The organism is Parasphingorhabdus sp., from assembly GCF_039982395.1.
In the GTDB taxonomy this organism is placed as follows: domain Bacteria; phylum Pseudomonadota; class Alphaproteobacteria; order Sphingomonadales; family Sphingomonadaceae; genus Parasphingorhabdus.
Map to the genome: position 1 here is coordinate 183,645 of NZ_JBDWYO010000006.1, position 21,649 is coordinate 205,293.

Annotated in this window: 26 protein-coding genes; 19 read left to right on the plus strand and 7 right to left on the minus strand. The window is 52.4% G+C overall.

The window, feature by feature from the left end; genetic code table 11:
- Positions 1-48 precede the first annotated feature (48 nt).
- Complete coding sequence (locus tag ABJV08_RS11010; RefSeq protein ID WP_348039535.1) at positions 49-1,092, minus strand: substrate-binding domain-containing protein; 1,044 nt, start codon at positions 1,090-1,092, stop codon at positions 49-51.
- A 164-nt stretch (positions 1,093-1,256) separates the two neighbouring features.
- The gene (locus ABJV08_RS11015; protein WP_348039536.1) at positions 1,257-2,489 is read right to left on the minus strand and encodes an ATP-binding protein; all 1,233 of its coding nucleotides are present in this window, start codon (positions 2,487-2,489) and stop codon (positions 1,257-1,259) included.
- A gap of 276 nt (positions 2,490-2,765) precedes the next feature.
- Between ABJV08_RS11015 and ABJV08_RS11020 the strand changes: the two genes are divergently transcribed.
- The 15 genes from ABJV08_RS11020 (at position 2,766) to queE (ending at position 15,022) form a co-directional block, all read left to right on the plus strand.
- The gene (locus ABJV08_RS11020) at positions 2,766-3,182 is read left to right on the plus strand and encodes a hypothetical protein (protein WP_348039537.1); all 417 of its coding nucleotides are present in this window, start codon (positions 2,766-2,768) and stop codon (positions 3,180-3,182) included.
- 72 nt (positions 3,183-3,254) lie between these two features.
- Positions 3,255-3,542 carry an HPr-rel-A system PqqD family peptide chaperone gene (locus tag ABJV08_RS11025; protein ID WP_348039538.1) on the plus strand — a complete coding sequence of 96 codons (288 nt, stop codon included), beginning with the start codon at positions 3,255-3,257 and terminating at the stop codon, positions 3,540-3,542.
- A gap of 5 nt (positions 3,543-3,547) precedes the next feature.
- Positions 3,548-4,408 carry an HprK-related kinase A gene (locus ABJV08_RS11030; protein WP_348039539.1) on the plus strand — a complete coding sequence of 287 codons (861 nt, stop codon included), beginning with the start codon at positions 3,548-3,550 and terminating at the stop codon, positions 4,406-4,408.
- Positions 4,408-5,439, plus strand: a complete 1,032-nt coding sequence (locus tag ABJV08_RS11035; protein ID WP_348039599.1) for a nucleotidyltransferase family protein — start codon at positions 4,408-4,410, stop codon at positions 5,437-5,439. The genes ABJV08_RS11030 and ABJV08_RS11035 overlap by 1 nt, the downstream gene beginning before the upstream one ends.
- Positions 5,440-5,550: 111 nt before the next feature.
- Entirely contained in the window at positions 5,551-6,900 is a 1,350-nt protein-coding gene (glmU, locus tag ABJV08_RS11040) for a bifunctional UDP-N-acetylglucosamine diphosphorylase/glucosamine-1-phosphate N-acetyltransferase GlmU (protein ID WP_348039540.1), read from the plus strand.
- Positions 6,901-7,080: 180 nt separating this feature from the next.
- Positions 7,081-7,317 carry a ribbon-helix-helix protein, CopG family gene (locus ABJV08_RS11045; RefSeq protein ID WP_348039541.1) on the plus strand — a complete coding sequence of 79 codons (237 nt, stop codon included), beginning with the start codon at positions 7,081-7,083 and terminating at the stop codon, positions 7,315-7,317.
- A gap of 6 nt (positions 7,318-7,323) precedes the next feature.
- A complete protein-coding gene (locus tag ABJV08_RS11050) occupies positions 7,324-7,689 on the plus strand; it encodes a type II toxin-antitoxin system VapC family toxin (RefSeq protein ID WP_348039542.1) in 366 nt (121 codons plus the stop codon).
- An 18-nt stretch (positions 7,690-7,707) separates the two neighbouring features.
- On the plus strand, positions 7,708-9,531 hold the full coding sequence (gene glmS / locus ABJV08_RS11055) for a glutamine--fructose-6-phosphate transaminase (isomerizing) (RefSeq protein WP_348039543.1): 1,824 nt from the start codon (positions 7,708-7,710) through the stop codon (positions 9,529-9,531).
- A gap of 77 nt (positions 9,532-9,608) precedes the next feature.
- Positions 9,609-9,941, plus strand: coding sequence for a GFA family protein (locus ABJV08_RS11060; RefSeq protein WP_348039544.1), 333 nt, complete (start codon positions 9,609-9,611; stop codon positions 9,939-9,941).
- 132 nt (positions 9,942-10,073) lie between these two features.
- A complete protein-coding gene (locus ABJV08_RS11065; RefSeq protein ID WP_348039545.1) occupies positions 10,074-11,258 on the plus strand; it encodes an aspartate aminotransferase family protein in 1,185 nt (394 codons plus the stop codon).
- Positions 11,255-12,181, plus strand: a complete 927-nt coding sequence (argF, locus tag ABJV08_RS11070; protein WP_348039546.1) for an ornithine carbamoyltransferase — start codon at positions 11,255-11,257, stop codon at positions 12,179-12,181. The genes ABJV08_RS11065 and argF overlap by 4 nt, the downstream gene beginning before the upstream one ends.
- Positions 12,181-13,083, plus strand: coding sequence for an Hsp33 family molecular chaperone HslO (locus ABJV08_RS11075; protein WP_348039547.1), 903 nt, complete (start codon positions 12,181-12,183; stop codon positions 13,081-13,083). Before argF ends, ABJV08_RS11075 begins: the two co-directional genes overlap by 1 nt.
- Positions 13,084-13,229: 146 nt before the next feature.
- Positions 13,230-13,637, plus strand: a complete 408-nt coding sequence (locus ABJV08_RS11080) for a hypothetical protein (RefSeq protein ID WP_348039548.1) — start codon at positions 13,230-13,232, stop codon at positions 13,635-13,637.
- A 57-nt stretch (positions 13,638-13,694) separates the two neighbouring features.
- Positions 13,695-14,381, plus strand: coding sequence for a 7-cyano-7-deazaguanine synthase QueC (gene queC / locus ABJV08_RS11085; protein WP_348039549.1), 687 nt, complete (start codon positions 13,695-13,697; stop codon positions 14,379-14,381).
- Positions 14,378-15,022: a 7-carboxy-7-deazaguanine synthase gene (gene queE, locus ABJV08_RS11090; RefSeq protein WP_348039550.1), complete on the plus strand. Its 645-nt coding sequence runs from the start codon at positions 14,378-14,380 to the stop codon at positions 15,020-15,022. The genes queC and queE overlap by 4 nt, the downstream gene beginning before the upstream one ends.
- A 4-nt stretch (positions 15,023-15,026) precedes the next feature.
- Here queE and ABJV08_RS11095 read toward each other — a convergent pair whose 3' ends face one another.
- Together ABJV08_RS11095 and lipB are read right to left on the minus strand one after the other, a co-directional pair.
- The gene (locus ABJV08_RS11095; protein WP_348039551.1) at positions 15,027-15,275 is read right to left on the minus strand and encodes a hypothetical protein; all 249 of its coding nucleotides are present in this window, start codon (positions 15,273-15,275) and stop codon (positions 15,027-15,029) included.
- A 51-nt stretch (positions 15,276-15,326) separates the two neighbouring features.
- Entirely contained in the window at positions 15,327-15,977 is a 651-nt protein-coding gene (gene lipB / locus ABJV08_RS11100; protein ID WP_348039552.1) for a lipoyl(octanoyl) transferase LipB, read from the minus strand.
- A gap of 72 nt (positions 15,978-16,049) precedes the next feature.
- Here lipB and ABJV08_RS11105 point away from each other — a divergent pair, with 72 nt between their 5' ends.
- The gene (locus ABJV08_RS11105) at positions 16,050-16,802 is read left to right on the plus strand and encodes a hypothetical protein (RefSeq protein ID WP_348039553.1); all 753 of its coding nucleotides are present in this window, start codon (positions 16,050-16,052) and stop codon (positions 16,800-16,802) included.
- On the opposite strand, the gene ABJV08_RS11110 is transcribed toward ABJV08_RS11105, so the two are convergent.
- The 3 genes from ABJV08_RS11110 to ABJV08_RS11120 are packed head-to-tail and all read right to left on the minus strand — an operon-like array spanning position 16,795 to position 18,697.
- Complete coding sequence (locus ABJV08_RS11110; protein WP_348039554.1) at positions 16,795-17,373, minus strand: GNAT family N-acetyltransferase; 579 nt, start codon at positions 17,371-17,373, stop codon at positions 16,795-16,797. The genes ABJV08_RS11105 and ABJV08_RS11110 overlap by 8 nt on opposite strands.
- Positions 17,374-17,384: 11 nt before the next feature.
- Positions 17,385-18,242, minus strand: coding sequence for an oxygen-dependent coproporphyrinogen oxidase (gene hemF / locus ABJV08_RS11115; protein WP_348039555.1), 858 nt, complete (start codon positions 18,240-18,242; stop codon positions 17,385-17,387).
- Positions 18,239-18,697, minus strand: a complete 459-nt coding sequence (locus tag ABJV08_RS11120; RefSeq protein WP_348039600.1) for a tRNA (cytidine(34)-2'-O)-methyltransferase — start codon at positions 18,695-18,697, stop codon at positions 18,239-18,241. The genes hemF and ABJV08_RS11120 overlap by 4 nt, the downstream gene beginning before the upstream one ends.
- 175 nt (positions 18,698-18,872) lie before the next feature.
- On the opposite strand from ABJV08_RS11120, the gene petA reads away from it, so the two are divergent.
- Genes petA through ABJV08_RS11135 form a run of 3 tightly spaced genes read left to right on the plus strand, consistent with a single transcriptional unit; the run spans position 18,873 to position 21,598 of the window.
- On the plus strand, positions 18,873-19,436 hold the full coding sequence (gene petA, locus ABJV08_RS11125; protein ID WP_348039556.1) for a ubiquinol-cytochrome c reductase iron-sulfur subunit: 564 nt from the start codon (positions 18,873-18,875) through the stop codon (positions 19,434-19,436).
- Positions 19,437-19,449: 13 nt separating this feature from the next.
- Positions 19,450-20,718 (plus strand): cytochrome b/b6, encoded by a 1,269-nt coding sequence (locus ABJV08_RS11130; RefSeq protein ID WP_348039557.1) that lies wholly within the window; start codon positions 19,450-19,452, stop codon positions 20,716-20,718.
- A gap of 19 nt (positions 20,719-20,737) precedes the next feature.
- Positions 20,738-21,598, plus strand: a complete 861-nt coding sequence (locus ABJV08_RS11135; RefSeq protein ID WP_348039558.1) for a cytochrome c1 — start codon at positions 20,738-20,740, stop codon at positions 21,596-21,598.
- The last annotated feature ends 51 nt before the right edge of the window (positions 21,599-21,649 follow it).

Below are 21,649 nucleotides of genomic sequence, written 5' to 3' on the forward strand. Positions count from 1 at the left end.
TTCGATCCCTGCACTAAATTCATCAAAGAAGACTACGCTGCGAAGCGTCTACTTAAGTTCGCCAATCGCGAGGGGTGTCATGTCGCGAACCACTGTGGTCATTTTCTCGCGAATATCATCAGGCGATGCAATCAGGCCGGCTTTGACCAGATAGCCGTCAGGCGTTCCTGCGTTGATGAATTCCATCAAATATTCCTGCAGGCCCGGGATCACGCCGACATGCTGCTTTTTCACGTAAATGTAGAGCGGGCGGGCTCCTGGATATTCACCGGATGCAATGGCGTCATAGGTCGGAGCAACGCCAGAAACTGCGATGCCGCGAACGCTGTCCAGATTTTCTTCCAAAAAGCTATATCCGAAGATGCCGACGCTATTGGGATTGGCTTTGAGTTTCTGGACAATCAGATTGTCATTCTCTCCGGCATCAATATAGCCGCCATCGGCTCTTACTTCATGACAAACAGCGTCAAATTCCGCTTTATCACTATCCTTGAGCGCCTTTGTTGCTGGATCCGTGATGCAGCCGACTTCCATGATCAGCTCCGTCAACGCATCACGCGTGCCTGATGTCGATGGTGGTCCATAAACACTAATCGCGAGATCGGGCAGGGATGGGTCGATGTCTGACCATTTTTCGGTGGTATTTTTTGTACCGAAAGGGCGTTCCGCGATTGCTTTGTAAATCTGGGCCGGCGTCAGGGAGAAGGAGGCGCCATTATTTGCCTGGGCAATGGCGATACCATCGATCCCAATTTGCACTTCAACTACGTCGGTGACGCCGTTGCTTTGGCACAATTCCAATTCGGTCAATTTGATTCGACGCGAGGCATTTGCGATGTCCGGTGTGTCCGCGCCAACGCCAGCGCAGAAGAGGTTCATGCCTCCGCCTGTTCCGGTAGATTCCAATATTGGGGATGAGTTGGCGCCGTTGACGCTGAATTGCTCAGAAACTGCTTTGGCAAAAGGGAATACGGTCGATGATCCGACAATCCGAATTTCGCTTCTGGTGCCGCCCTGGCCGCCGGAAGCCTGATCCTGACAGGCAGATACAGTGAGAGAAGCGATCGCTAGGACAGCAAGTTTTCTTAACATGAAAATATCCCCAATTTGTATGTGCTCGATTTGCGGCGGAAAACGCCAAATCCAAACTCAAACCTGATGAACCGGCCTTTAGTCTGACTGAATGTCTTGATCATTACAGATATGTTACGGTTTTGTGACAACGTGCTGTGACCTTGTTTGGTCCACAGGACAATTCACGCTGATTCCGTCTCCTCGCTTTGACGGTCCTGCGAAACGTCAGCGACGGGAAGAAGAACGGACATGGTAGATCCGACTCCGACTTCGCTTGTGATTTCCATTCGTCCGCCGTGCCGTTCCGAAATATGTTTGACGATAGCAAGCCCCAGTCCAGTGCCTCCAATCGACTTGCTGCGTCCTTTATCGACTCGATAAAATCGTTCCGTCAGGCGAGGGATATGTTCAGGAGCAATGCCTTCTCCCTGATCGCTTATAGCCAGCGAGACCATGGTTCCTGACATATTGGGCGTTAGATTAATCGTTACCGGTGTGCCATTTTTTCCATATTTGAAAGCGTTGCTGAGCAAATTGTTTACGACCTGCGACAGTTGGGCACGATCGCCTTGTACCGAGGGAATGTCGGCAGGAACGTTGACCAGAATGTCCTCCTCCTTTTTGCCGCGGCTATTGATGTAAAAATTGCGCGCCTCTGCTACGAGATCGCCAAGATCAATCTTGTCGGATGGCAGCTCGAATTTCTCGGCTTCGATTCGAGAAAGGGACATCAAGTCTTCGATCAGGCGCTGCATCCGATCTGCTTCGTCAAACATGATTTTCAGAAAACGAGATCGTGTTTCATCATCCTTGCCTGCATCTGGATTCTCGAGCGTTTCCAGAAAGCCCTTTATCGCTGCAAGTGGTGTGCGCAATTCATGGCTGGCGTTGGCGACAAAATCTGTCCGCATTCTCTCAGCGGCATAATGGCTGCTGCGATCCGAAAGCTGGACCAGTTTCAATCCATCTTGCAGAGCATGTATCCGCAGTTCCCATCTTTGTGCGGTGCTGCCAACACCGACCAAGAGAATCGGTTCCCCCGTGTGCCGGGCATTTGGATTGGCTAGCCGATCTGCGGCGGCGGGATGGCGAATGGCAATTCGCACGTCCTCTCCAACAATATGATCGCCGAGGATGGTGCCGGCTGCTGGATTTGCTGCAGCAACTTTTGCATTGCGAATCAAAATGATAGGGTCAGTTATCGGGTCGATAATATCTTGATATGCCTCCCAGCGCCCTTGATATAAAATCTGCTTGCGCTGCCGTTCCAAGGCGCCAGAATCTGGTGTTGCCGGTGCAGGTGGGTTTTGCAAAACCAAGAAAAGGGCCGTCGTTCCCGCCACCGCCATCATAAGAAATTGTTGTCCGGATTGAGGCAGCAAGCTCGCCAAAAAGGCGCCACCCAGAACGAGCATCAAAGCAACAAGCAATCGTAGGGGAGAAACTGACGTCACTGGATCGACTCTATGGTTTTCATATTGGTCATTTAGGCGGTGCAGAGATAGCTCGGCAATGGGAATATTTTGTGACGTCAAAACGGGAAGCGAATTGCATAGAGTATTTTAACAATTTCCTTGTCTATGTCCCGTTTATAGACTGTGGGAGCGAGGACAGACTGTTTACTCGCTTTTCGCCAGAATTTTGCTTAAGGACAGATATCTGAAGCAAGGATTGTCAGGGACAGAAAATCGATGAAAGATAAGCTTCCATCTGAAAACGCAGCCAATGCCGACCAGAACAACGGGATTGTAACCCGCCGTCGCGCCTTGATGATGGGCGCGGTGACCGCTTCCGCTGTTGTAAGTATCAAGCCTGCTTTGGCCCAGACCGCAGGGTCTGTTCTCAACTGTGAGATTCCGGTTCCTGGAAATCATGCTGGCGGAGGGTTTATCGCGCCTGATGGTTCGGTGGTTTCAGCTGACACGCCGGGTGCATTCCCGGCTGCAGGTCGCAATTTTACCGGTGAAGAAGTGCGGCGTGCGATGAATGGCCGGACGCTGCCGGGCACATCTTACGACCAGTCCCAAGCCTATGTAAATTACATCCGTAGGCTGCAATCCGGTCAGAGCGGCTTCACCTGCTATGCTTCTCTGCAAATGCCCCGCTAAAATTCCGGACGAATTTTAACATTTGCCTGCTATCAGACTGGTTTGTCATACCAGAATCGCAGGTAATCCATCATGACCCCAAAATATCGGGCTGCGGCTAAAGATGATCTGATCTGGCACGGGCTGGACAGCATGATGCTGTTGTTTCATCGGCCGTCCGGGATAACGCATATGCTGGCTGATCCTGCGCCGGCGATCCTGGAGGCTATGGAGGACGCCGTCCTTACGGCTCCTGAAATTGCGGACAAGATGCATTCAATGTTCGATATCGAGTCGGATGCTGACTCGGAAAATATCATTCTTGCCCGTTTGGAAGAACTGTCCGCCTTGGGGCTAGTGTCCAGAGTATCGGGCGCATGAGCGGAATGCATCAAATATCCCTGAAAGTCGGGCCTGCAGCTTTCCGTATTGCGTCGTCATGGCGACAGCCATTGGATCAATTGACCAGACTCTACCAAGCCTATCCGACCGCAAATATTGAAAATGCAGATTTTACGGTGCGGTTGGAGCCGGAGAAGCCCTGGCGTAAATTGATCCGCCCGTCGGTTCATATCGGTGGTGATTTCTGGCTTCCTGATGCGGCGCCTTTGCCTCTGGCACAGAGCCTACTGGCTGCCGAAATGGGTATGAACCTCCAGATGGCGTTGGGCTGGCGCCGGCATTTGCTGCTCCATGCCAGCAGCGTAGAAAAGGATGGCAAAGCGCTTTTGATGACCGGTCTTTCCGGTTCAGGCAAATCGACCTTGTCAGCGATGCTGGCAGAGAGAGGATGGCGATTCATGGGGGATGAATTTGCTTTGCTTTGCCTGGAGAGCGGGAATATTACGCCTTTTCCACGTTTGATAAGCCTGAAAAACGAAGCCATCAAAGCAATGCAGGACGTAGTGCCCGCTGATCGTTTCGGGCCAGAAATGAGGGATACGCCCAAGGGAGACATCCGTCACCTTGTGCCCCCGCAGAACGCGATTTCGGGGATGGACGACCCCGCCAAGCCCGCCTTATTGCTATTTCCCCGGTTCGGCTATGCGCCGGAATTGCGCGATATGGGCCAGGCGGAAATCTTCGTGCGACTGACTCAGGCTTCGACCAATTATGTCGCATTGGGCGAGGCCGGTTTTCGGGCGCTGACCAAATTTGTCGATCAGGTTCCGACCCAGGCGATGGATTATCAGTCTACGGATCAAGCGGAAGAGTTGATCGAAAGCCTCTGGAGCAAATTGCTATGATGCGGGATGCTCTTGTCTTGATCCACGCCTTGCGGGAACCGGAAAGTGTTGCGTCTTTTGACGGAGAGCAATGGACACAATTGATCAGCATCGCGCGCGCAGAATCGCTCATCGGTTCGCTTGCCCATCGGTTAAAGGATGTCCGCGTCCCGGATCGGGTCCGCGCGGTGTTGCAAGATGCGATAGAGGCGCATGATCTTGCGCGGCAACAGGCCTTGTGGGAAGCGGACTGTGCCGACAGGGCTTTGGCTGACTATCCGGGCAAAGTCGTCCTGATGAAGGGCACCGCCTATGTCGCTGACAATCTCTCCGCTGGAGTAGGCCGGAGCATCGGCGACCTCGATATCATGGTCGAACGGTCCGATTTGCCCTTTGTCGAAGCCGCGCTGCTTGATGCAGGCTGGGAGTGGGTCAAGCCTGATCCCTATGACGATCAATATTATCGCGATCATATGCATGAATTGCCGCCGCTAATTCACCGAGAGCGTGATCGTATGATCGATGTCCATCACACGACATTGCCTTTAACTGCTGGGCCTGAGCCGGACGCCAATGCAATGCTGGAGAGTGCGGTTCGATTGAATGACGGGCTTTATGTCATGGCGCCTGCCGACATGCTGCTCCATTCGATTGCGCATTTGTTTGCGGACGGTGATCTGGCTGGCGGTTTGCGGAACCTTTGGGATATCAACCTATTGATTAAGGAGTTTTCGGATGCGGATGAAGGCTTTTGGCTAGAGGTCGATCGCCGCGCGAAACTCCATGGGCTAGAAGCCGCATTGGGCAGGGCGACGCGGCTTGCGGCTCGAATATATCGAACATCAATTCCCGATAGCCGGGCAGAGAATCCAAAATTCTCTGACTCTCTCTATATGCGACGGCTTCTCGCGCGTGACGGATATGGCAGGGAAACACGAAAATTTACGCGGTTTGCCTTTTACGTGCGCTCGCACTGGTTGCGTATGCCGCCGATGATGTTGGCTCGGCATCTTTGGACCAAGTGGCGCAAAGGCGGGAACCCAGCAAAATGAGCCCGCTAAAATTCAGACAATCGGGCTGGCTTAACCATGATTTGCATGGCATGAGCCGCTGCAAATGGCCATTTAGAGCCGCCAATATTCCAATTTCTCCGGAGTGACTCAATGACAACTCGCCCTCTTGCCGCCATCATTCTAGCCGCCGGACAAGGCACGAGAATGAAATCGGAAAAGCACAAGGTGTTACACCCGATTGCGGGCAAGCCAATGCTGCACCATTTGCTCGATACCGTGGATTCCATCGGTGTAGAGCGCACGGTCATTGTCGTCGGCGCGCGACGTGAACAAATCGAAGCAAGTGTCGCGGACCGTGATGTCGCTATCGCCGTCCAAGAAGACCAGCTGGGCACCGGCCACGCAGTCGCCCAGGCACATGATGCACTCAAAGGCTTCGCTGGCGACGTGCTGATCCTCTATGGTGATGTGCCGATGGTCAGCGCCCATACGATGCAAGAGATGATCTTTCGTCTGAACAACGGCTCGGAACCGCGCGCTGTTGTGCTGGGTTTTCGTCCTGACAATGCCGGAGCCTATGGCCGGATCATTGCCGATGATCGGGGCGAGATCGAGAAAATGGTCGAGTTTAAGGACGCCAATGAAGCGGAGCGCGCCGTAAATCTTTGCAACAGCGGTCTGATGGCAGCCCGCTCAACCGACTTGTTCATATTGCTCGACCAGATCAGCAACGACAATGCCGCGGGCGAATATTATCTCCCGGATATCGTTATGTTGCCAGGTCAGAAAAGCGCGGTGATTGAAGTGGATGATCCCGCCGAAGTGGCTGGCGTGAACAGCCGTGCGGAACTCGCTGCAGTCGAAGGTGAATGGCAGGCGCGCCGTCGCGACCAAGCAATGGCCGACGGCGTCAGTTTGATCGCTCCGGATACGGTCTGGTTCTCGCATGATACGAAAGTCGCCGCTGATGTCGTCATCGAGCCGAATGTGATTTTTGGACCCGGCGTGTCCATCGCTTCCGGCGCGAACATATATGGCCATAGCCATATTGAGGGCGCGACTATTGGTCCCAAAACGAATGTCGGCCCCTTTGCGCGACTGCGTCCCGGTGCGATAATGGAAGAAAGTTCCAAGGTCGGCAATTTTGTCGAGATGAAGAAAGCCACTTTGGGCAAGGGCGCAAAGGCCAATCATTTGACCTATCTCGGTGATGCGGAAGTCGGAGAGGGTGCCAATATCGGGGCAGGGACCATCACCTGTAATTATGACGGCTATTTCAAATATAAGACAGTGATTGGCAAGGGCGCATTTATCGGATCAAACAGTGCCTTGGTGGCGCCGGTGAATATCGGCGATGGCGCGATAGTTGGGGCAGGGGCTACTCTGACGAAAGATGTTGCCGCCGGTGATTTGGCCCTTGTCCGGGCCGAGCAGACTGCCAAAAATGGTTGGGCTCAGCGGTTTAACGAAGTGAGCGCAAAGAAGAAAGCCGGGAAATAGAGGTTATTTTCACCGGATTGGGAGGTAAAATTATTTAGCGCCTGCTGAGACCGAGTCTCATTTGGAATTGGCTTCCAGCTTTTCTGACTGCCGAGCGCGTCTTGTTTCCGTTTTTGCTGGAGAACGGAGCAAAAAATTCAAGATTGACACTTGATATCATAAAGTGATATCAACTCCTTAATGACCCGAATTCTTGCAGACTTGCCCGAAGAGGATATCAAGTGGCTCGACGCACTCGCTGCCGAGCAGGGCAAGTCGCGAGCCCAGCTTTTGCGCGATGCAGTGGCGGCCTTTCGTCCGAAAGCCGGGGCGGACTGGATCGCAAATGGCGCCGGTTACTGGCAAGGGCGCGATGACATTTCCGACGGCGTTGCATTTCAGAGGGATATTCGTGCCGACCGGAATGGGGCAAGTTGACCGGCAATGTCTGACCCTTTCTTTGATACCAATATTCTCGTCGACTGGCTGAAAAACCGGCCACAGGCGATTGCGGAACTGTCTCGTTACAATCGGCACAGGATCAGCCGCATCGTCTGGACTGAGCTAATGTCTGGAGAAGCGATTGAAACCCGAAGCAAAATGGTGCAATTATTATCGCCGTTTCAAATGGTTGAGCTGGATGAACGAATCGCTGCGGCTGCGGCCAATATCCGCTATCGCAGCAACATGAAGCTTCTTGATGCTTATGTCCTTGCCACGGCGCAGGTAAATGGCGCTATTTTTATTACACGAAATACAAAGGATTTTCCGGCAGAGATGCCGGGTATCCGGATTCCTTATAGCCTTTAGAAGAAAGCCCGAAACAGCATGTGCGGAATTATTGGAATTGTTGGCAAAGAAGCGGTCTCGGATCGTCTCGTTGATGGCCTGAAACGAATGGAGTATCGCGGCTATGATAGCGCGGGTGTCTGCACGGTGCTGGACGGGCAGTTGATCCGCCGCAGGGCAGAGGGAAAGCTTGCCAATCTCGTGTCTGTGCTGAAAAATGATGATGCCGCTGGCAATATTGGTATCGCGCACACGCGTTGGGCGACCCACGGGGCGCCGACCACGAGTAACGCCCATCCCCATGCTACCGGTGAAGTGGCGCTGGTTCACAATGGCATTATCGAGAATTTTAAACCCCTTAGGGAAGAGTTAAGCGCTCGAGGGCGCTCGTTTGAGAGCGAGACCGATACCGAAGTTGTCGCACATCTTGTGAGCGAGCAGGTTGAGCAAGGCAAATCACCGGAAGAAGCAGTGCAGGCTGTGCTTCCTGCGTTGCGCGGGGCGTTCGCATTGGCCATTGCCTTTCGATCGCACCCGGATATGCTGATCGGTGCACGGCTTGGATCGCCTTTGGTGGTCGGCTATGGTGACGGTGAGACGTTCCTCGGCTCTGACGCTTTGGCGCTCGCACCCTTGACCCAGAAGATTGCCTATCTGGAAGAAGGGGATTGGGTTGTCATCACGCGAGAAGGCGCGGCAATTTTTGATGAGAGCAATAATCCTGTCGAGCGGGAAGTTACAACGTCCGGTGTTTCTGCCGCGGCGATTGAAAAAGGCAATTATCGCCATTTCATGCAGAAGGAAATTTTCGAACAACCGACCGTCGTCGCACAAACGCTGCAAAGCTATATCCGTCCATTGGAACAGCAAGTGGCGCTACCGCAGATGGATTTCGACCTGCGCGATATCAAGCGGATCACTATCGTGGCTTGCGGGACGAGCTATTATGCCGGGATGGTCGCCAAATATTGGTTTGAAACCTTCGCACGTGTGCCGGTAGATTTGGATTTTGCATCTGAATTTCGCTATCGTGATCCGGTGCTGGAACCAGGCGGCTTGGCGCTGTTTATCTCGCAATCCGGCGAGACGGCTGACACGCTGGCTGCCTTGCGTCACAGCAAAGATAACGGCCAGAAAATTGCCGTGGTCGTTAATGTTCCGACCAGCAGCATGGCTCGAGAAGCCGACTTGCTTCTGCCCACCCATGCTGGTCCCGAGATAGGCGTGGCTTCCACCAAGGCCTTCTCTTGTCAGCTCGCTGTTCTGGCCGCACTTGCTGCGCATTTGGCGGTGGTGAAGGGGAAAATGACACGAGATGAAGAGCGCGAGGTTGTCGAGCATCTTACCGAAGCGCCCGCAGCCTTGAACTCCGCTTTGGCCCATGATGACGATATAGCCGCTATGGCGCATCTTATCGCTCCGGCCCGTGACGTTCTGTATCTTGGACGTGGCCCGGATTACCCGCTCGCCCTTGAAGGTGCTCTCAAGCTAAAAGAAATTAGCTATATTCATGCTGAAGGCTATGCCTCGGGTGAAATGAAACACGGTCCCATCGCTTTGATAGATGAGGCCGTCCCCGTCATCGTGCTGGCGCCATCCGGTCCGTTGTTTGAAAAAACAGTGTCCAATATGCAAGAGGTCATGGCTCGCGGCGGAAAGGTCGTGTTGATCTCTGATGCAGAGGGTATTGCGGAAGCCGGAGACGGCTGCATGGCGACAATCGAGATGCCGAAAGTCCATCCTTTGATCGCACCGCTTGTCTACGCTGTGCCGGTTCAGTTGCTCTCATATCATGTGGCAGTCGCCAAAGGGACAGATGTCGATCAACCGCGCAATCTCGCGAAGTCGGTGACGGTAGAATAGACAATGCAGCAATTTCTCTCGCATGTTTGTCGACATTGGCGATGCTGAAAATATCGGGTTCTTGCCACTGCGGTGCTGTGCGTTTCCAAGCAGATGTGGAGGCATCTCCAGAGATGCTCGACTGCAACTGCTCAATATGCTCGCGGTCTGGCTATCTGCATCTGTTCGTGAGGCATGAAAATTTCACCCTTTTGGAAGGCGAAGCCGATCTTACGAGCTATAAGTTCGGTAGCGGAGAAGCGGATCATCTTTTTTGCCGGCATTGCGGTGTCAAAAGCTTCTATCAGCCGCGCTCTCACCCCGAGAGTTGGAGTATCAATTATAAATGTCTGGATGAAGGGCATGAGTTGAAGCCTTCGATCCGCAAGTTCGATGGTCAAAATTGGGAAGCATCGAAGCGCGCGTTGTAAGGCTCTGATTTAGGAATTCACTACGATTGACCCTCTTCCTGAAGAGGCATATAAGACGTTCGGAACTTTGGAGGCGGCCAGTCGGGTCGCCTTTTCTATTTTGTTTGTGATTATTTTTGGAAGGAAAGTAAGATGACGATTACCCCACTTATGCCCGTATATCCTCGGTGTGGTTTTCGTCCTGTCCGAGGCGAAGGCGCTTGGCTTATTTCTGAAGATGGCAGTCGTGCGCTTGATTTTGCTAGCGGTATCGCGGTGAATCTTCTGGGCCATGGCCATCCGCATCTTACCAAAGCGATCCAGGATCAGGCCGCGACCCTGATGCATGTGTCCAATCTCTATGGCAGCCCGCAAGGAGAGAAATTTGCACAACGCATGGTCGATACTACGTTCGCTGATACTATATTCTATACCAATAGCGGCGCTGAAGCGGTCGAATGCGCGATCAAGACGGCACGGGCCTATCACCAATCGGCAGGCAGTGACCGGTTCGAGATAATCACGTTCAAAAATGCCTTTCATGGCCGGACAATGGCGACCATCTCCGCATCCAATCAGGAAAAAATGCATCATGGCTTCTCGCCGTTGCTGGCTGGATTCAAATATGTAGAATTTGATGACCTGGAAGCAGCAGAAGCGGCTATTACAGATAAAACCGCAGCCTTTCTTGTCGAACCCATTCAAGGAGAAGGTGGCGTGCGTCCGGCATCGGAAGCCTTTATGCGGGGGCTTCGTGACCTTGCCGACAAGTACGGTTTCTTGCTGGCATTGGACGAAGTGCAGTGCGGCGTTGCGCGCACTGGCGCTCTATATGCGCATGAATTATACGGTATTACCCCAGATATTCTGGCAACGGCCAAAGGAATTGGCGGCGGTTTCCCGTTAGGCGCATGTTTGGCCACAGAAGATGCGGCGCGCGGCATGGTGGTCGGCACCCATGGCTCCACCTATGGTGGCAATCCCTTGGCAATGGCCGCTGGAAACGCGGTTTGGGATGTGGTCGCCAATGATGAATTTCTTGAAAATGTAAGGTTGACCGGCGACAAGCTACGCGCAGCGATTGAGCAATTTATCGGCAATTATCCCAATCTGTTTAAAGGGGTGCGGGGCAAGGGTTTGATGCTCGGCATCATGATGACCCAGGAATCCCGGTCTTTTGTCGCACACCTTCGTGACAACCATGGGCTGCTAACCGTTGCAGCAGGGGACAATACATTGAGAATTCTGCCACCTCTTATTATCGATGACAGCCATATTGCGACCTTCATTGAGAAACTATCTGCCGGTGCAGCCGATTATGCGGCAGCAGCGTCATGAACCGGAATTTTCTGAATCTAGCCGATGCCGGTGGAAACGCCATTGCAGCCATGATTGCGGAGGCAATTGATCGCAAAGCTGCGCGGGAAAGCTGGCCGAAAGGCAGGCCGGATGCCGACAAGCCGCTGGCAGATCATGTCCTGGCGATGATTTTTGAAAAGAGCAGTACGCGGACTCGCGTATCATTTGACATCGCCATTCGCCAACTTGGCGGGACCAGTATCGTGATGGATAGCGGATCCATGCAATTGGGGCGCGGTGAGACGGTAGCGGACACTGCCAAGGTCCTGTCCCGTATGTGTGACGCCATCATGATCCGGACGGACGATCATGCGAAGATCGAGGAATTGGCGGCCAATGCCACCGTGCCGGTGATCAACGGACTGACCGATCTGTCTCATCCCTGCCAGATTGTCGCTGACCTGCTGACGCTGGTTGAGCATGGCAAAGCCTTGCCCGGACTTGAAGTCGCTTGGCTGGGCGATGGCAATAATGTTCTCAACAGTATCGTTGAAGCGGCAGGCCTGATGAAGTTCAATGTCCGTATCGGTTGTCCTGAAGGCTATGATCCTGATCCCCGGTTCATTGAGGCAGCACAAGCTAGTGGCGCCAATATTACGATCCACCGGGACGAAAATAGCGCGGTAGCCGGAGCAGATGTAGTCGTGACTGATACCTGGGTGTCGATGGGTCAAGATCATGCAGACGATAAGCTTGCGGCGATGATGCCCTATCAGGTCAATGACGTGATGATGGAGCAGGCCAAGCCGGATGCGCTGTTCCTCCACTGCCTTCCTGCTCACCGGGGAGAGGAAGTCATGCCTTCGGTCATAGATGGCCCGCAGTCAGTTGTTTGGGACGAAGCGGAAAACCGTATCCACGCGCAAAAATCCGTTCTGCGCTGGTGCTTTGGCCAAATTTGATGATCGAGATTGAAGCAACGGACAGTATATTGTCATTCGCGATACCGGCTAAAAATTGTCGTGGGCGTGTCGTTCGACTTAGTTCGACGATCGACGGTATATTATCAGCACATGATTACCCGCCGGTCATTCGAGACATTTTGGCAGAAGCTGTTTGTTTGACCGCGATGCTAGGCGCGCTGTTGAAAGATGAGCAATCTCAATTGACCCTGCAGGCGCAAACCGAAGCGGGCGTCATCAATCTTCTGGCCTGTGATTATAAAGACGGTGCTTTGCGCGGTTATGTCGACTTTGACAGGGAGCGCTTTGCACAACAGCCGATCGATCCCAGCCTGATGGCCTTGTTTGGAAAGGGTTATCTTGCGATCACCTTCGACCAGCCCGGACCGGGAGGACGAAATCAGGGTATCGTTCCGCTTGAAGGTGCGAGCCTAGCCGAAGCGGTGCAGAATTATTTTTTCCAATCGGAACAAATCCCCACGCTCATTCGTGTTGCCATGCAAGAAACCAATGGTGACGTCACCGTTGGCGGACTTCTGGTGCAGCATCTTCCTGAAGGGGAAGAAGATCGCGAACGCCTTCATGTACAAATGGATCATCCCGAATGGGGGCATGTCCATATCATGGGCAACAGCATCCAGCCGGAAGAGCTGACCAATGTGGCTCTTACTCTGGAAGATATTCTCTGGCGCCTTTTTAGCGAGAGCGATGAAGTGAGGCTTTTGAGCGGTAAACCGTGCGTTAAGGGATGCCGCTGTAATGAAGACCATATCAGAGACGTGATAGCTCGTTTCCCGAAAGAAGATAAGGAGGATATGGTTGATGAAGAGGGGAATATCGCAATTGACTGCGCCTTTTGTAGCAGGATCTTCACCATTACGGGCGCCAGCTTGAACAATTGATCGTCACCGGAATTGTGGCATTTCTACAGAATTGTCCAAATCTTCCTATCGATTGCCGTATTTTGTGACAATATTCGCCGCAATTGAGCGCTAGTTTGGTAAAAATCGGGTCCGCAAACACAAGTTTAGAGAAAGGGAGTCTATCGATGCATCGCTTGAAACTGATCAAAATCATCAGCGCGACCGCCGTCGTTCTCTCGGGATTTGCGATTGCCGCGCCTGCTCAAACCCCTGGAATGGCGGTGCTTGACGGTCTTTCGCAGGGCGAATGGACCCTGACGGGACGTGGATCGAGCGATACTGGTCAAAAACTATGCTTGGGCAATCCTGAGCTGCTATTGCAGGTTCAACACGGCAATGCAGCCTGCACCCGCTACGTGATTGAAAATAGCCCAAAGAAACTTCGCGTCCGCTACAAGTGCGGAAATGCAGGCTATGGTGTGACTGAAATCAAACGTGAATCCAGCAGCTTGGTGCAAATTCACTCCCAAGGTTTCGTCGACAATTCGCCATTCTCTTTTAGCGTTGAAGGCCGTCGCACCGGCAGTTGTTAAGCGCAAACTACGCGCAAAACTTGCACCACGCAGTCAAGGTCTTTAGCGGGGCGCATCATGACTTCCGAATCAAAAACAGCAATCATATTATTGTCCGGCGGACTGGACTCGATGGTGTCGGCCGCGCTTGCTGCTGAGCAAGGCTATCGACTCATTGCTCTCACCATTGACTATAATCAGCGCCACAAAATAGAGCTGCAATCGGCGCAGCAAATTGGATCCAATCTGGCGGTGACGGAGCATATCACGTTGCCGCTGGATCTGGGCCGTTTTGGTGGATCGGCGCTTACTGCCAATATTGATGTTCCGAAGACAGGTGTGACCGACGATATTCCGGTGACATATGTCCCCGCACGCAATTTGATCTTTCTATCGCTAACCCTGGGGTTGGCAGAGGCGAGGGATGCTCGGGATATTTTTATCGGGGTCAATGCCTTGGACTATTCCGGTTATCCTGACTGTCGTCCGGAATTTATCGAAGGGTTTGAGAGATTGGCTGATCTCGCGACCAAGGCCGGCGATCAGGGTAGCGGGTTTCAAATTCACGCGCCGCTTCAACATATGACCAAGGCGGATATCGCGAAGGAAGCCTTGCGATTGAACGTCGATCCGGCATGGAGTTGGTCTTGCTATGATCCAGCGCCTGGCGATTTGCATTGTGGACTGTGCGATAGCTGCCGCTTGCGCCAGAAAGGCTTTGAAGACGCCGGAATATCCGATCCGACGCGATACGCGGCTTTATGAGCTACGCAGTCAAAGAATTGTTCCTCACCCTGCAGGGAGAGGGCGTCCAGGCGGGGCGACGGGCAGTTTTTGTGCGTTTCACAGGATGTAATCTTTGGTCCGGACTAGAAAAGGATCGTGCCGAAGCAATTTGCCAGTTTTGCGATACAGACTTTATCGGGATGGACGGAGAAGGGGGCGGGCGCTTTAACAGCGCAGAAGCCCTCGTCGAGGCAATTGCCGATCGCTGGGGCAGTGAAAAGGATTCTCGGTTTGTGGTTCTGACCGGTGGCGAACCGATGCTGCAAGTGGATTCGCACCTGATCGATGCCCTGCATGCAGAAGGCTTCTTCATCGCCATTGAATCGAACGGAACTTTGGCAGTACCGCGGACGATTGACTGGATTTGTATCAGCCCCAAGGCGCAAAGCGAAACCGTCCAACGCACCGGCGATGAACTGAAACTGGTCTGGCCTCAAGATGGCAGCGACTGGCAGGATATGGAAAGCTGGGGCTTCCCGAATCTCCTGCTACAGCCAAAGGATGCAATTGAGGATAGCGGAGCGAGCAAGGACCATCTTGAACAGGCAATTGCGTTTGTGCAGGCCCATCCAAAATGGCGTCTGTCCTTACAGAATCACAAGATTCTCGGCCTCGCTTAACGGATTATTCTTCGGATTCTTCCGCGGTATCTGCCGCATCTTCGCCGGATTCTGTTTCTTCCGAACTTGCTGCGTCCAATTCCTCAATCGCATCCACATCGACCATTTCGTCGCTGATCGTGCCATCAATGACATCAATATCATCCATCTCGGTTTCGGTGACTTCGGCGGCCTCAGGCGCTTCTTTCTCGGAACAGGCGGAGATTGCCAATGCGACCGCTGCGAGTGCGGCAATTTTTGTAAATTTGATCATGATCTTATCCTATAAGTTTTTATGGATGGATGTTTCCAGCATAGGCCTGCTTCAGGCCTGATCAATTGCTTTCAGAAAGCCGCCGACCGTTTTTTGCAACGCTTCGTCAAACTCCCGAAGCTTTATCGCGATACCCAGTTGGGCAAGGCTGGTCACAGGATATTCACTGATTCCGCATGGCACGATGCCGCCGAAGTGACTGAGGTCGGGATCAACATTGACCGAAAAGCCGTGCATCGTCACCCATTTGCGGATTCGAATGCCGATTGCGCCTATCTTGGCCTCTTGTCCATCTGGTGTATCGCACCAGATTCCCACCCGGCCTTCGACGGCCCGCGCAGAGACGCCAAACTCGGCGAGAGCGGCGATTACCCAGTCTTCCAATGCGTGAACAAACCCACGAACATCGGAATTGCGCTTCTTGAGGTTTAAAACAACATAGCCGACACGCTGGCCCGGCCCGTGGTACGTATGTCTGCCGCCGCGACCCGTTTCAAAAACCGGAAATTCCTGACTGAGCAATTCTGTCGGATCCGAACTTGTGCCGGCTGTATAAAGCGGAGGATGTTCAATAAGCCAGATAAGCTCTTGGGAATCACCCGCTTGAACCGCAGCGTTGCGTTGTTCCATTTCGGCAAGAGCGTCTGGATATAGAATCTGGTCAGTCGAAACCCGCCATTCAATATCATCAAGATCATTCATAAAATTTTCGTGCACTTTTGATGGCCGGGTGGCAAGGGCGGGAATGAGAGAAATCTATCCGAGGGCAAAAATATGAAGCTGGACTATATGCAATGCTGGACTGGCGCGATGGCTCTTCTTGGCGCGCATAAAGAAGCAATCCTTGCGATTGCAGGCGTATTTCTATTTCTGCCAACATTATTATTCGCTCAATTTGTCGCCCAACCCGTGTTAAACGGGGACGAAGACTTGAATGGACTAATCGCCATTTATTCCGACTATTTCAACGAAAATGCCTTGTCGATCATGGCATCGAATCTTGTGCTCAGTTTCGGCGGACTCGCGATCTATTTCGCTATTGCTCCCTCGCGCAATAACACCGTCGCCGAAGACTTGCTGGCGGCTTTGAAAATTTTCATAATCTATCTGATAGCAAATTTGCTCACCGGCCTCATCACATTGCCCGGGTTCTTTCTGTTCATCCTGCCCGGCTTTTATCTTACCTGCCGGTTGATATTGGTGCCTGCAGTGATTTCCGATGAAGGCGAACGCAACCCTATCGAATTGCTCAAACGAAGCTGGGCGTTGACCGAGAATAATGGTTTCTCGATCATGTTTTTCATTTTGATCATCGCCGTTGTCGGAACGATCACCATTGGTGCGTTGCAAGCTATTACCGGCGTCGTAACAGGCCTTGTTTCTGGAGGCGCAGGCTTGCCGCTTGCTGAAAATCTTGTCGCTGCGCTGACAGGAACGGCGTTCCAGCTTGTGCTTAGCGTTGCGATAGTTTCAATCTATATCCAATTGACGGGCAAGACAGCCATCAAAGACGACGTTTTTACCTGAAGATAGGGACATGTGGTGCGGCTGTTCTCGGCAAATGGCCGGATAGCCGTGGATCGGCCATGCTGTCGAACTGCTGCGCAAATATTTTGAACCCGGAATATTGATAGAAGGGCAGGGCACGGGGAGAATCCTGGGTACATGTGTGGAGCCAGACCCTTCCAATATTGTCTCGCCAGGCTTGGTCTAACGCCTGTTGCATCAGCCAGCGGCCGTGGCCTTTCCCATTATAGTCGGGCACCAGACCAAAAAATGCGATCTCACATTGACCAGCCTGCCGGAAATCCAATTCGATAAATCCAACAGGCTTCCCGTCATCCTGGATGATTGAAATTTCGATCGCCGGATCGTGCAGGATTTTTTGGAGTTCTATCTGGTCCATCAAAAGCCTTGAGGTCCAGAGCCATGGCTCTCCGACCTTGCGAAACAGATCGATATATTCGTCCGTGGTTGGATCATGCCAACGCGCCAAATTGAGGCTAGAATCAGTTGCTACGAGAGCGGGTTTCTCGAGTATCTCCAAATGGCTGATGATCGTCGCGACATGGCCCTTGGGAACGTCTTGAATTGCCATTGCTTAGTTTTTTACGTCCATTTGGCTACGGGTGGAAGACTCATCAAAATGGCGTCCACATTGCCACCGGTCTTCAGCCCAAAGGTGGTGCCCCGGTCATAGACCAGATTGAATTCTGCATAGCGGCCACGCCATTCCAAAAGCTGCTGTTTGTCTTCTGCGTCCCATTTCATATCCATGCGTTTGCGCACCAGCTTGGGGAATATGTCCAGAAAGGCTTTGCCTACGTCCTGGGTAAAGGCAAAATGGCGATCAAAGTCGGCATCTTTTTCAAATTCGATATGATCGTAGAATATCCCGCCAACGCCGCGATGTACGTTGCGATGGGGAATGTAAAAATAATCATCTGCCCATTTCTTAAAGCGGGGATAATATTCCGGATTGTGGGCCGCGCAGGCCGACCGGAGTCGTGCGTGGAATTCTTCGGTGTCTTCGCCGTAAACGATTGCCGGGTTCAGGTCCGCACCGCCGCCGAACCAGCGTTTCGTGGTGCAAAGGAAGCGGGTGTTCATGTGAACGGCAGGGACGTGGGGGTTTGTCATATGGGCAACCAGACTGATCCCGGTCGCGAAGAATCGGGGATCTTCGCCAGCACCGTTGATCTGACTGGCAAATTCCTCGCTAAACGTGCCATCGACGGTCGAGATGCTCACACCGACTTTTTCAAAAATCTTGCCGTTCATTTTGCCTTGCGTCCCGCCACCGCCCGGACTCCCGTCAGGGTTTTTGCGGTCCCAGGGGATATATTCAAACTTGGCATCGCTGCCAGCTTCTGATTCTATCTTCTCGAATTCGGCGCATATCTGGTCACGCAATTGCTTGAACCAAGTCTGGGCGGCGAGCTGTTGATGGTCCAATTGTGTCGTCATTCTGGATATTGTCCTGTTTGCCTGAGAGCCTCACCCAGAGCCATGCCAGTGGAAACGGCAAGGTTCAAGCTGCGCATACCGGGTTTCATGGGGATTGTGATTCGACCATCAGATTGCTCATGTACAGTTAGGGGAACCCCTGATCCCTCGGATCCAAACAACAAAATATCGTCTTTCCGATATGCGAATCCGTAATGCGGTGCATCTGCCTTGCTGGAAAGCAGGATAATCCTAGCGTTGCGGGAATCGACTGTTTTCCGGAATGTCTCCCAGTCTGCGTGGCGGGTATAATCAACATGCTCGAAATAATCCATTCCGGCACGTTTTAAACTGCGATCACTAAACGGAAATCCACAAGGTTCAATAATATCAACTGCGACGTTCAAGCAGGCGCAAGTCCTTAATATTGTTCCTAAATTCCCCGCGATCTCGGGTTGATACAAAGCTATCCTCATCAGGAGATCACCTTGAGCGGGAAGTGAATGTTTGGTCAATCTAAAATTCCCTGTTGGCAAACCCTATCCTTCGCGGCTATCAGGCGCGCAATTCACTGCCTGTTCAACCTGTTGCTAAAACAGGGTCGAACGTTCGGGCGGTCAGGGGTATAACCATTCTATAGGGCTTGTTTGCATGGCAACGGTTGAAACAGCTGAAACGGCAGTCGCAGAAGAAGACGGCGTTCGTCGTCGGGACTTTATCAATATCGCAGCAGTGAGCTTCGCTGGTGCCGGAGCGGTGGCAACCGTCTTCCCGCTGGTTAATCAGATGAATCCGAGCGCAGACGTTCTTGCTCTCGCGTCGATTGAAGTCGATATATCGGCAATTGAAGTGGGCCAGTCCATCAAGACAAGCTGGCGCAAGCAACCTATCTTCATTCGTAATTTGACCGCTGCAGAAATTGCTGATGCAAATGCAGTGAATTTGGGCGACCTTCGGGATCCCCAGTCTCTGGCAGACCGGACAACGGCGGGCAAAGAAAACTGGTTGATCACTCTTGGCGTTTGTACGCACCTCGGCTGCGTGCCGTTGGGGGCCGCTCAGGGCGAAGTCAAAGGCGAATATGGCGGCTATTTCTGCCCGTGCCATGGTTCGCACTATGATACTGCAGCGCGCATAAGAAAAGGTCCGGCACCGACCAATTTAGAAGTGCCAGAGCATGAATTCCTATCAGACACCGTCGTGAAAATCGGCTAAAGGACAGATAAAAATGAGCTTTCCTTGGGCAAATGAATATAAACCAGCGACCGAATTCGGTCAGTGGATGGATGATAGACTTCCGGTTCCACGGATGATCTACAATAGCCTCGGTGCTGGATATCCAACGCCGCGCAATTTGAACTATATGTGGAACTTCGGTTCGCTTGCGGGCGTCTTTCTGGTTGTCCAGATTGTAACCGGTATCATCTTGGCGATGCATTATGCAGCCAATGCCGGGATCGCCTTTGATTCCGTCGAACATATCATGCGCGATGTGAACAGCGGCTGGATGATTCGCTATGCCCATGCAAATGGTGCAAGTTTCTTCTTCGTTGCAATCTATCTCCATATTGGCCGCGGCCTCTTCTATGGCTCTTATAAAGCGCCTCGGGAAATGATCTGGTTGCTTGGCGTGGTTATCTATTTGCTCGCAATGGCGACCGCTTTCATGGGCTATGTGCTTCCTTGGGGACAGATGAGTTTCTGGGGCGCCAAGGTGATTACCGGCCTGTTTGAAGCCATTCCACTCGTGGGCAAGCCTATCCAGGAATTGCTGCTTGGCGGCTTTGCGCCTGACAACGCAGCTCTGAACCGTTTCTTCTCGCTTCACTATCTGCTGCCGTTTGTGATTGCAGGCGTGATCATCATGCATATTTGGGCTCTCCACATACCGGGTTCAAACAACCCCACCGGCGTAGATGTGAAGGGGCCTCAGGATACTGTGCCCTTCCACCCATATTATACAGCAAAAGATGGTTGGACGCTCGGTGTGGCTTTGATTTTCTTCACCGCCATGATGTTCTTCCTGCCCAACGCTTTGGGTCATGCGGACAATTATATTCCCGCGAACCCGCTTTCCACTCCGGCCCATATTGTTCCGGAATGGTATTTCTGGCCTTGGTATGCAATTTTGCGGGCCTTTACTTTTGACTTCCTCTTCATTCCGGCGAAATTGTTGGGCGTGCTGGCGATGTTCTCTGCCATTCTGGTCTGGTTCTTCCTGCCTTGGCTGGACAAATCCCCGGTCCGTTCCGGTAAGTTCCGTCCGAAGTTCAAAATCTTCTTCGGCATTCTGATCGTTGATATTTTGATTTTGGGATATTGCGGTGGCGCACCGGCTGAAGAGCCTTTCGTGATGATCAGCCAATTGGCATCTGCCTATTATTTCGCATATTTCCTGATCATCCTGCCGCTTTTGTCGCGGTTGGAAAAACCTGAGCCATTGCCGAACAGTATTACGGAATCGGTAACCGGCAAACCACTCAACACTGCCAGCTAAGAATTAGGGACCTGTCGTAATGGTTAGAATTATCGGAATCTTGATTGGCCTGTTCTTTTCAGGTTGGCTGTTGGTCTCCTTTGGCTTGGGCTTGAAGGAATATGTCACGAACCCGCCGGTGAAACCGGTTGAATATGCGTTTCACGAAGAAGCAAAGGATGTTTCCTTTTCGACTGACGGACCGCTCGGGAAATTTGATCGCCAGCAACTGCAACGCGGCTTCCAGGTCTATAAAGAAGTCTGTGCTGCCTGCCATTCTCTCCGTCTGGTCGCTTTCCGGAATCTCGAAGATCTCGGTTATAACGAAGATGAAGTGAAAGCGATTGCTGCCAACTGGGCAATTGAGACGCCAGACATTGACCCGGCAACCGGCGAAATGTCCACACGTCCATCGCTTGCGGCTGATAAATTCCCTAAACCATTTGCGAATGATGTGGCTGCTGGTGCAGCGAACAACAACGCAATCCCGCCAGACCTGTCCTTGATTACGAAGGCACGTGGCGGTGGCGCACCGTATATCTACTCATTGCTTACGGGTTATCAGGATCCGCCAGCAGATCTCCCGGACGCTAGCAAGCCGGGACCGGGACTTCATTATAACCCGTATTTTGCGAACCTGAATCTTGCGATGGCGCCGCCAATTACAATGGACGATCAGGTCAGCTATTCTGATGGCACCAAAGCAAGCGTTGATCAGATGGCGAAAGATGTCTCGGCATTTTTGATCTGGACCGCAGAACCGAAGCTAGAAGAGCGGCATCAAGCCGGTTGGGCAGTTCTCGCATTCTTGCTCATTGCGACCATTCTGGCTTATTTGTCTTATCGGACGATCTGGGCGGATGTGAAAGCCGAGAAGAAAAAGAAAACAGCTGACGCTTAACGGCAAGCGCAACTGATATTTAGAAAAGCCCGCTTTATGCGGGCTTTTTTG

Coding starts and splice junctions, on each gene's coding strand:
- ABJV08_RS11075 (WP_348039547.1), top strand. CDS start 12,181: ATGATCGAGATTGAAGCAACGGACAGTATATTGTCATTCGCGATACCG.
- ABJV08_RS11035 (WP_348039599.1), top strand. CDS start 4,408: ATGCGGGATGCTCTTGTCTTGATCCACGCCTTGCGGGAACCGGAAAGT.
- ABJV08_RS11050 (WP_348039542.1), top strand. CDS start 7,324: ATGTCTGACCCTTTCTTTGATACCAATATTCTCGTCGACTGGCTGAAA.
- queC (WP_348039549.1), top strand. CDS start 13,695: ATGACTTCCGAATCAAAAACAGCAATCATATTATTGTCCGGCGGACTG.
- glmS (WP_348039543.1), top strand. CDS start 7,708: ATGTGCGGAATTATTGGAATTGTTGGCAAAGAAGCGGTCTCGGATCGT.
- queE (WP_348039550.1), top strand. CDS start 14,378: ATGAGCTACGCAGTCAAAGAATTGTTCCTCACCCTGCAGGGAGAGGGC.
- ABJV08_RS11030 (WP_348039539.1), top strand. CDS start 3,548: ATGCATCAAATATCCCTGAAAGTCGGGCCTGCAGCTTTCCGTATTGCG.
- ABJV08_RS11045 (WP_348039541.1), top strand. CDS start 7,081: ATGACCCGAATTCTTGCAGACTTGCCCGAAGAGGATATCAAGTGGCTC.
- lipB (WP_348039552.1), bottom strand. CDS start 15,977: ATGAATGATCTTGATGATATTGAATGGCGGGTTTCGACTGACCAGATT.
- glmU (WP_348039540.1), top strand. CDS start 5,551: ATGACAACTCGCCCTCTTGCCGCCATCATTCTAGCCGCCGGACAAGGC.
- ABJV08_RS11130 (WP_348039557.1), top strand. CDS start 19,450: ATGAGCTTTCCTTGGGCAAATGAATATAAACCAGCGACCGAATTCGGT.
- argF (WP_348039546.1), top strand. CDS start 11,255: ATGAACCGGAATTTTCTGAATCTAGCCGATGCCGGTGGAAACGCCATT.
- ABJV08_RS11095 (WP_348039551.1), bottom strand. CDS start 15,275: ATGATCAAATTTACAAAAATTGCCGCACTCGCAGCGGTCGCATTGGCA.
- ABJV08_RS11065 (WP_348039545.1), top strand. CDS start 10,074: ATGACGATTACCCCACTTATGCCCGTATATCCTCGGTGTGGTTTTCGT.
- ABJV08_RS11020 (WP_348039537.1), top strand. CDS start 2,766: ATGAAAGATAAGCTTCCATCTGAAAACGCAGCCAATGCCGACCAGAAC.
- ABJV08_RS11120 (WP_348039600.1), bottom strand. CDS start 18,697: ATGAGGATAGCTTTGTATCAACCCGAGATCGCGGGGAATTTAGGAACA.
- hemF (WP_348039555.1), bottom strand. CDS start 18,242: ATGACGACACAATTGGACCATCAACAGCTCGCCGCCCAGACTTGGTTC.
- ABJV08_RS11080 (WP_348039548.1), top strand. CDS start 13,230: ATGCATCGCTTGAAACTGATCAAAATCATCAGCGCGACCGCCGTCGTT.
- petA (WP_348039556.1), top strand. CDS start 18,873: ATGGCAACGGTTGAAACAGCTGAAACGGCAGTCGCAGAAGAAGACGGC.
- ABJV08_RS11110 (WP_348039554.1), bottom strand. CDS start 17,373: ATGGCAATTCAAGACGTTCCCAAGGGCCATGTCGCGACGATCATCAGC.
- ABJV08_RS11105 (WP_348039553.1), top strand. CDS start 16,050: ATGAAGCTGGACTATATGCAATGCTGGACTGGCGCGATGGCTCTTCTT.
- ABJV08_RS11010 (WP_348039535.1), bottom strand. CDS start 1,092: ATGTTAAGAAAACTTGCTGTCCTAGCGATCGCTTCTCTCACTGTATCT.
- ABJV08_RS11015 (WP_348039536.1), bottom strand. CDS start 2,489: ATGCTCGTTCTGGGTGGCGCCTTTTTGGCGAGCTTGCTGCCTCAATCC.
- ABJV08_RS11135 (WP_348039558.1), top strand. CDS start 20,738: ATGGTTAGAATTATCGGAATCTTGATTGGCCTGTTCTTTTCAGGTTGG.
- ABJV08_RS11025 (WP_348039538.1), top strand. CDS start 3,255: ATGACCCCAAAATATCGGGCTGCGGCTAAAGATGATCTGATCTGGCAC.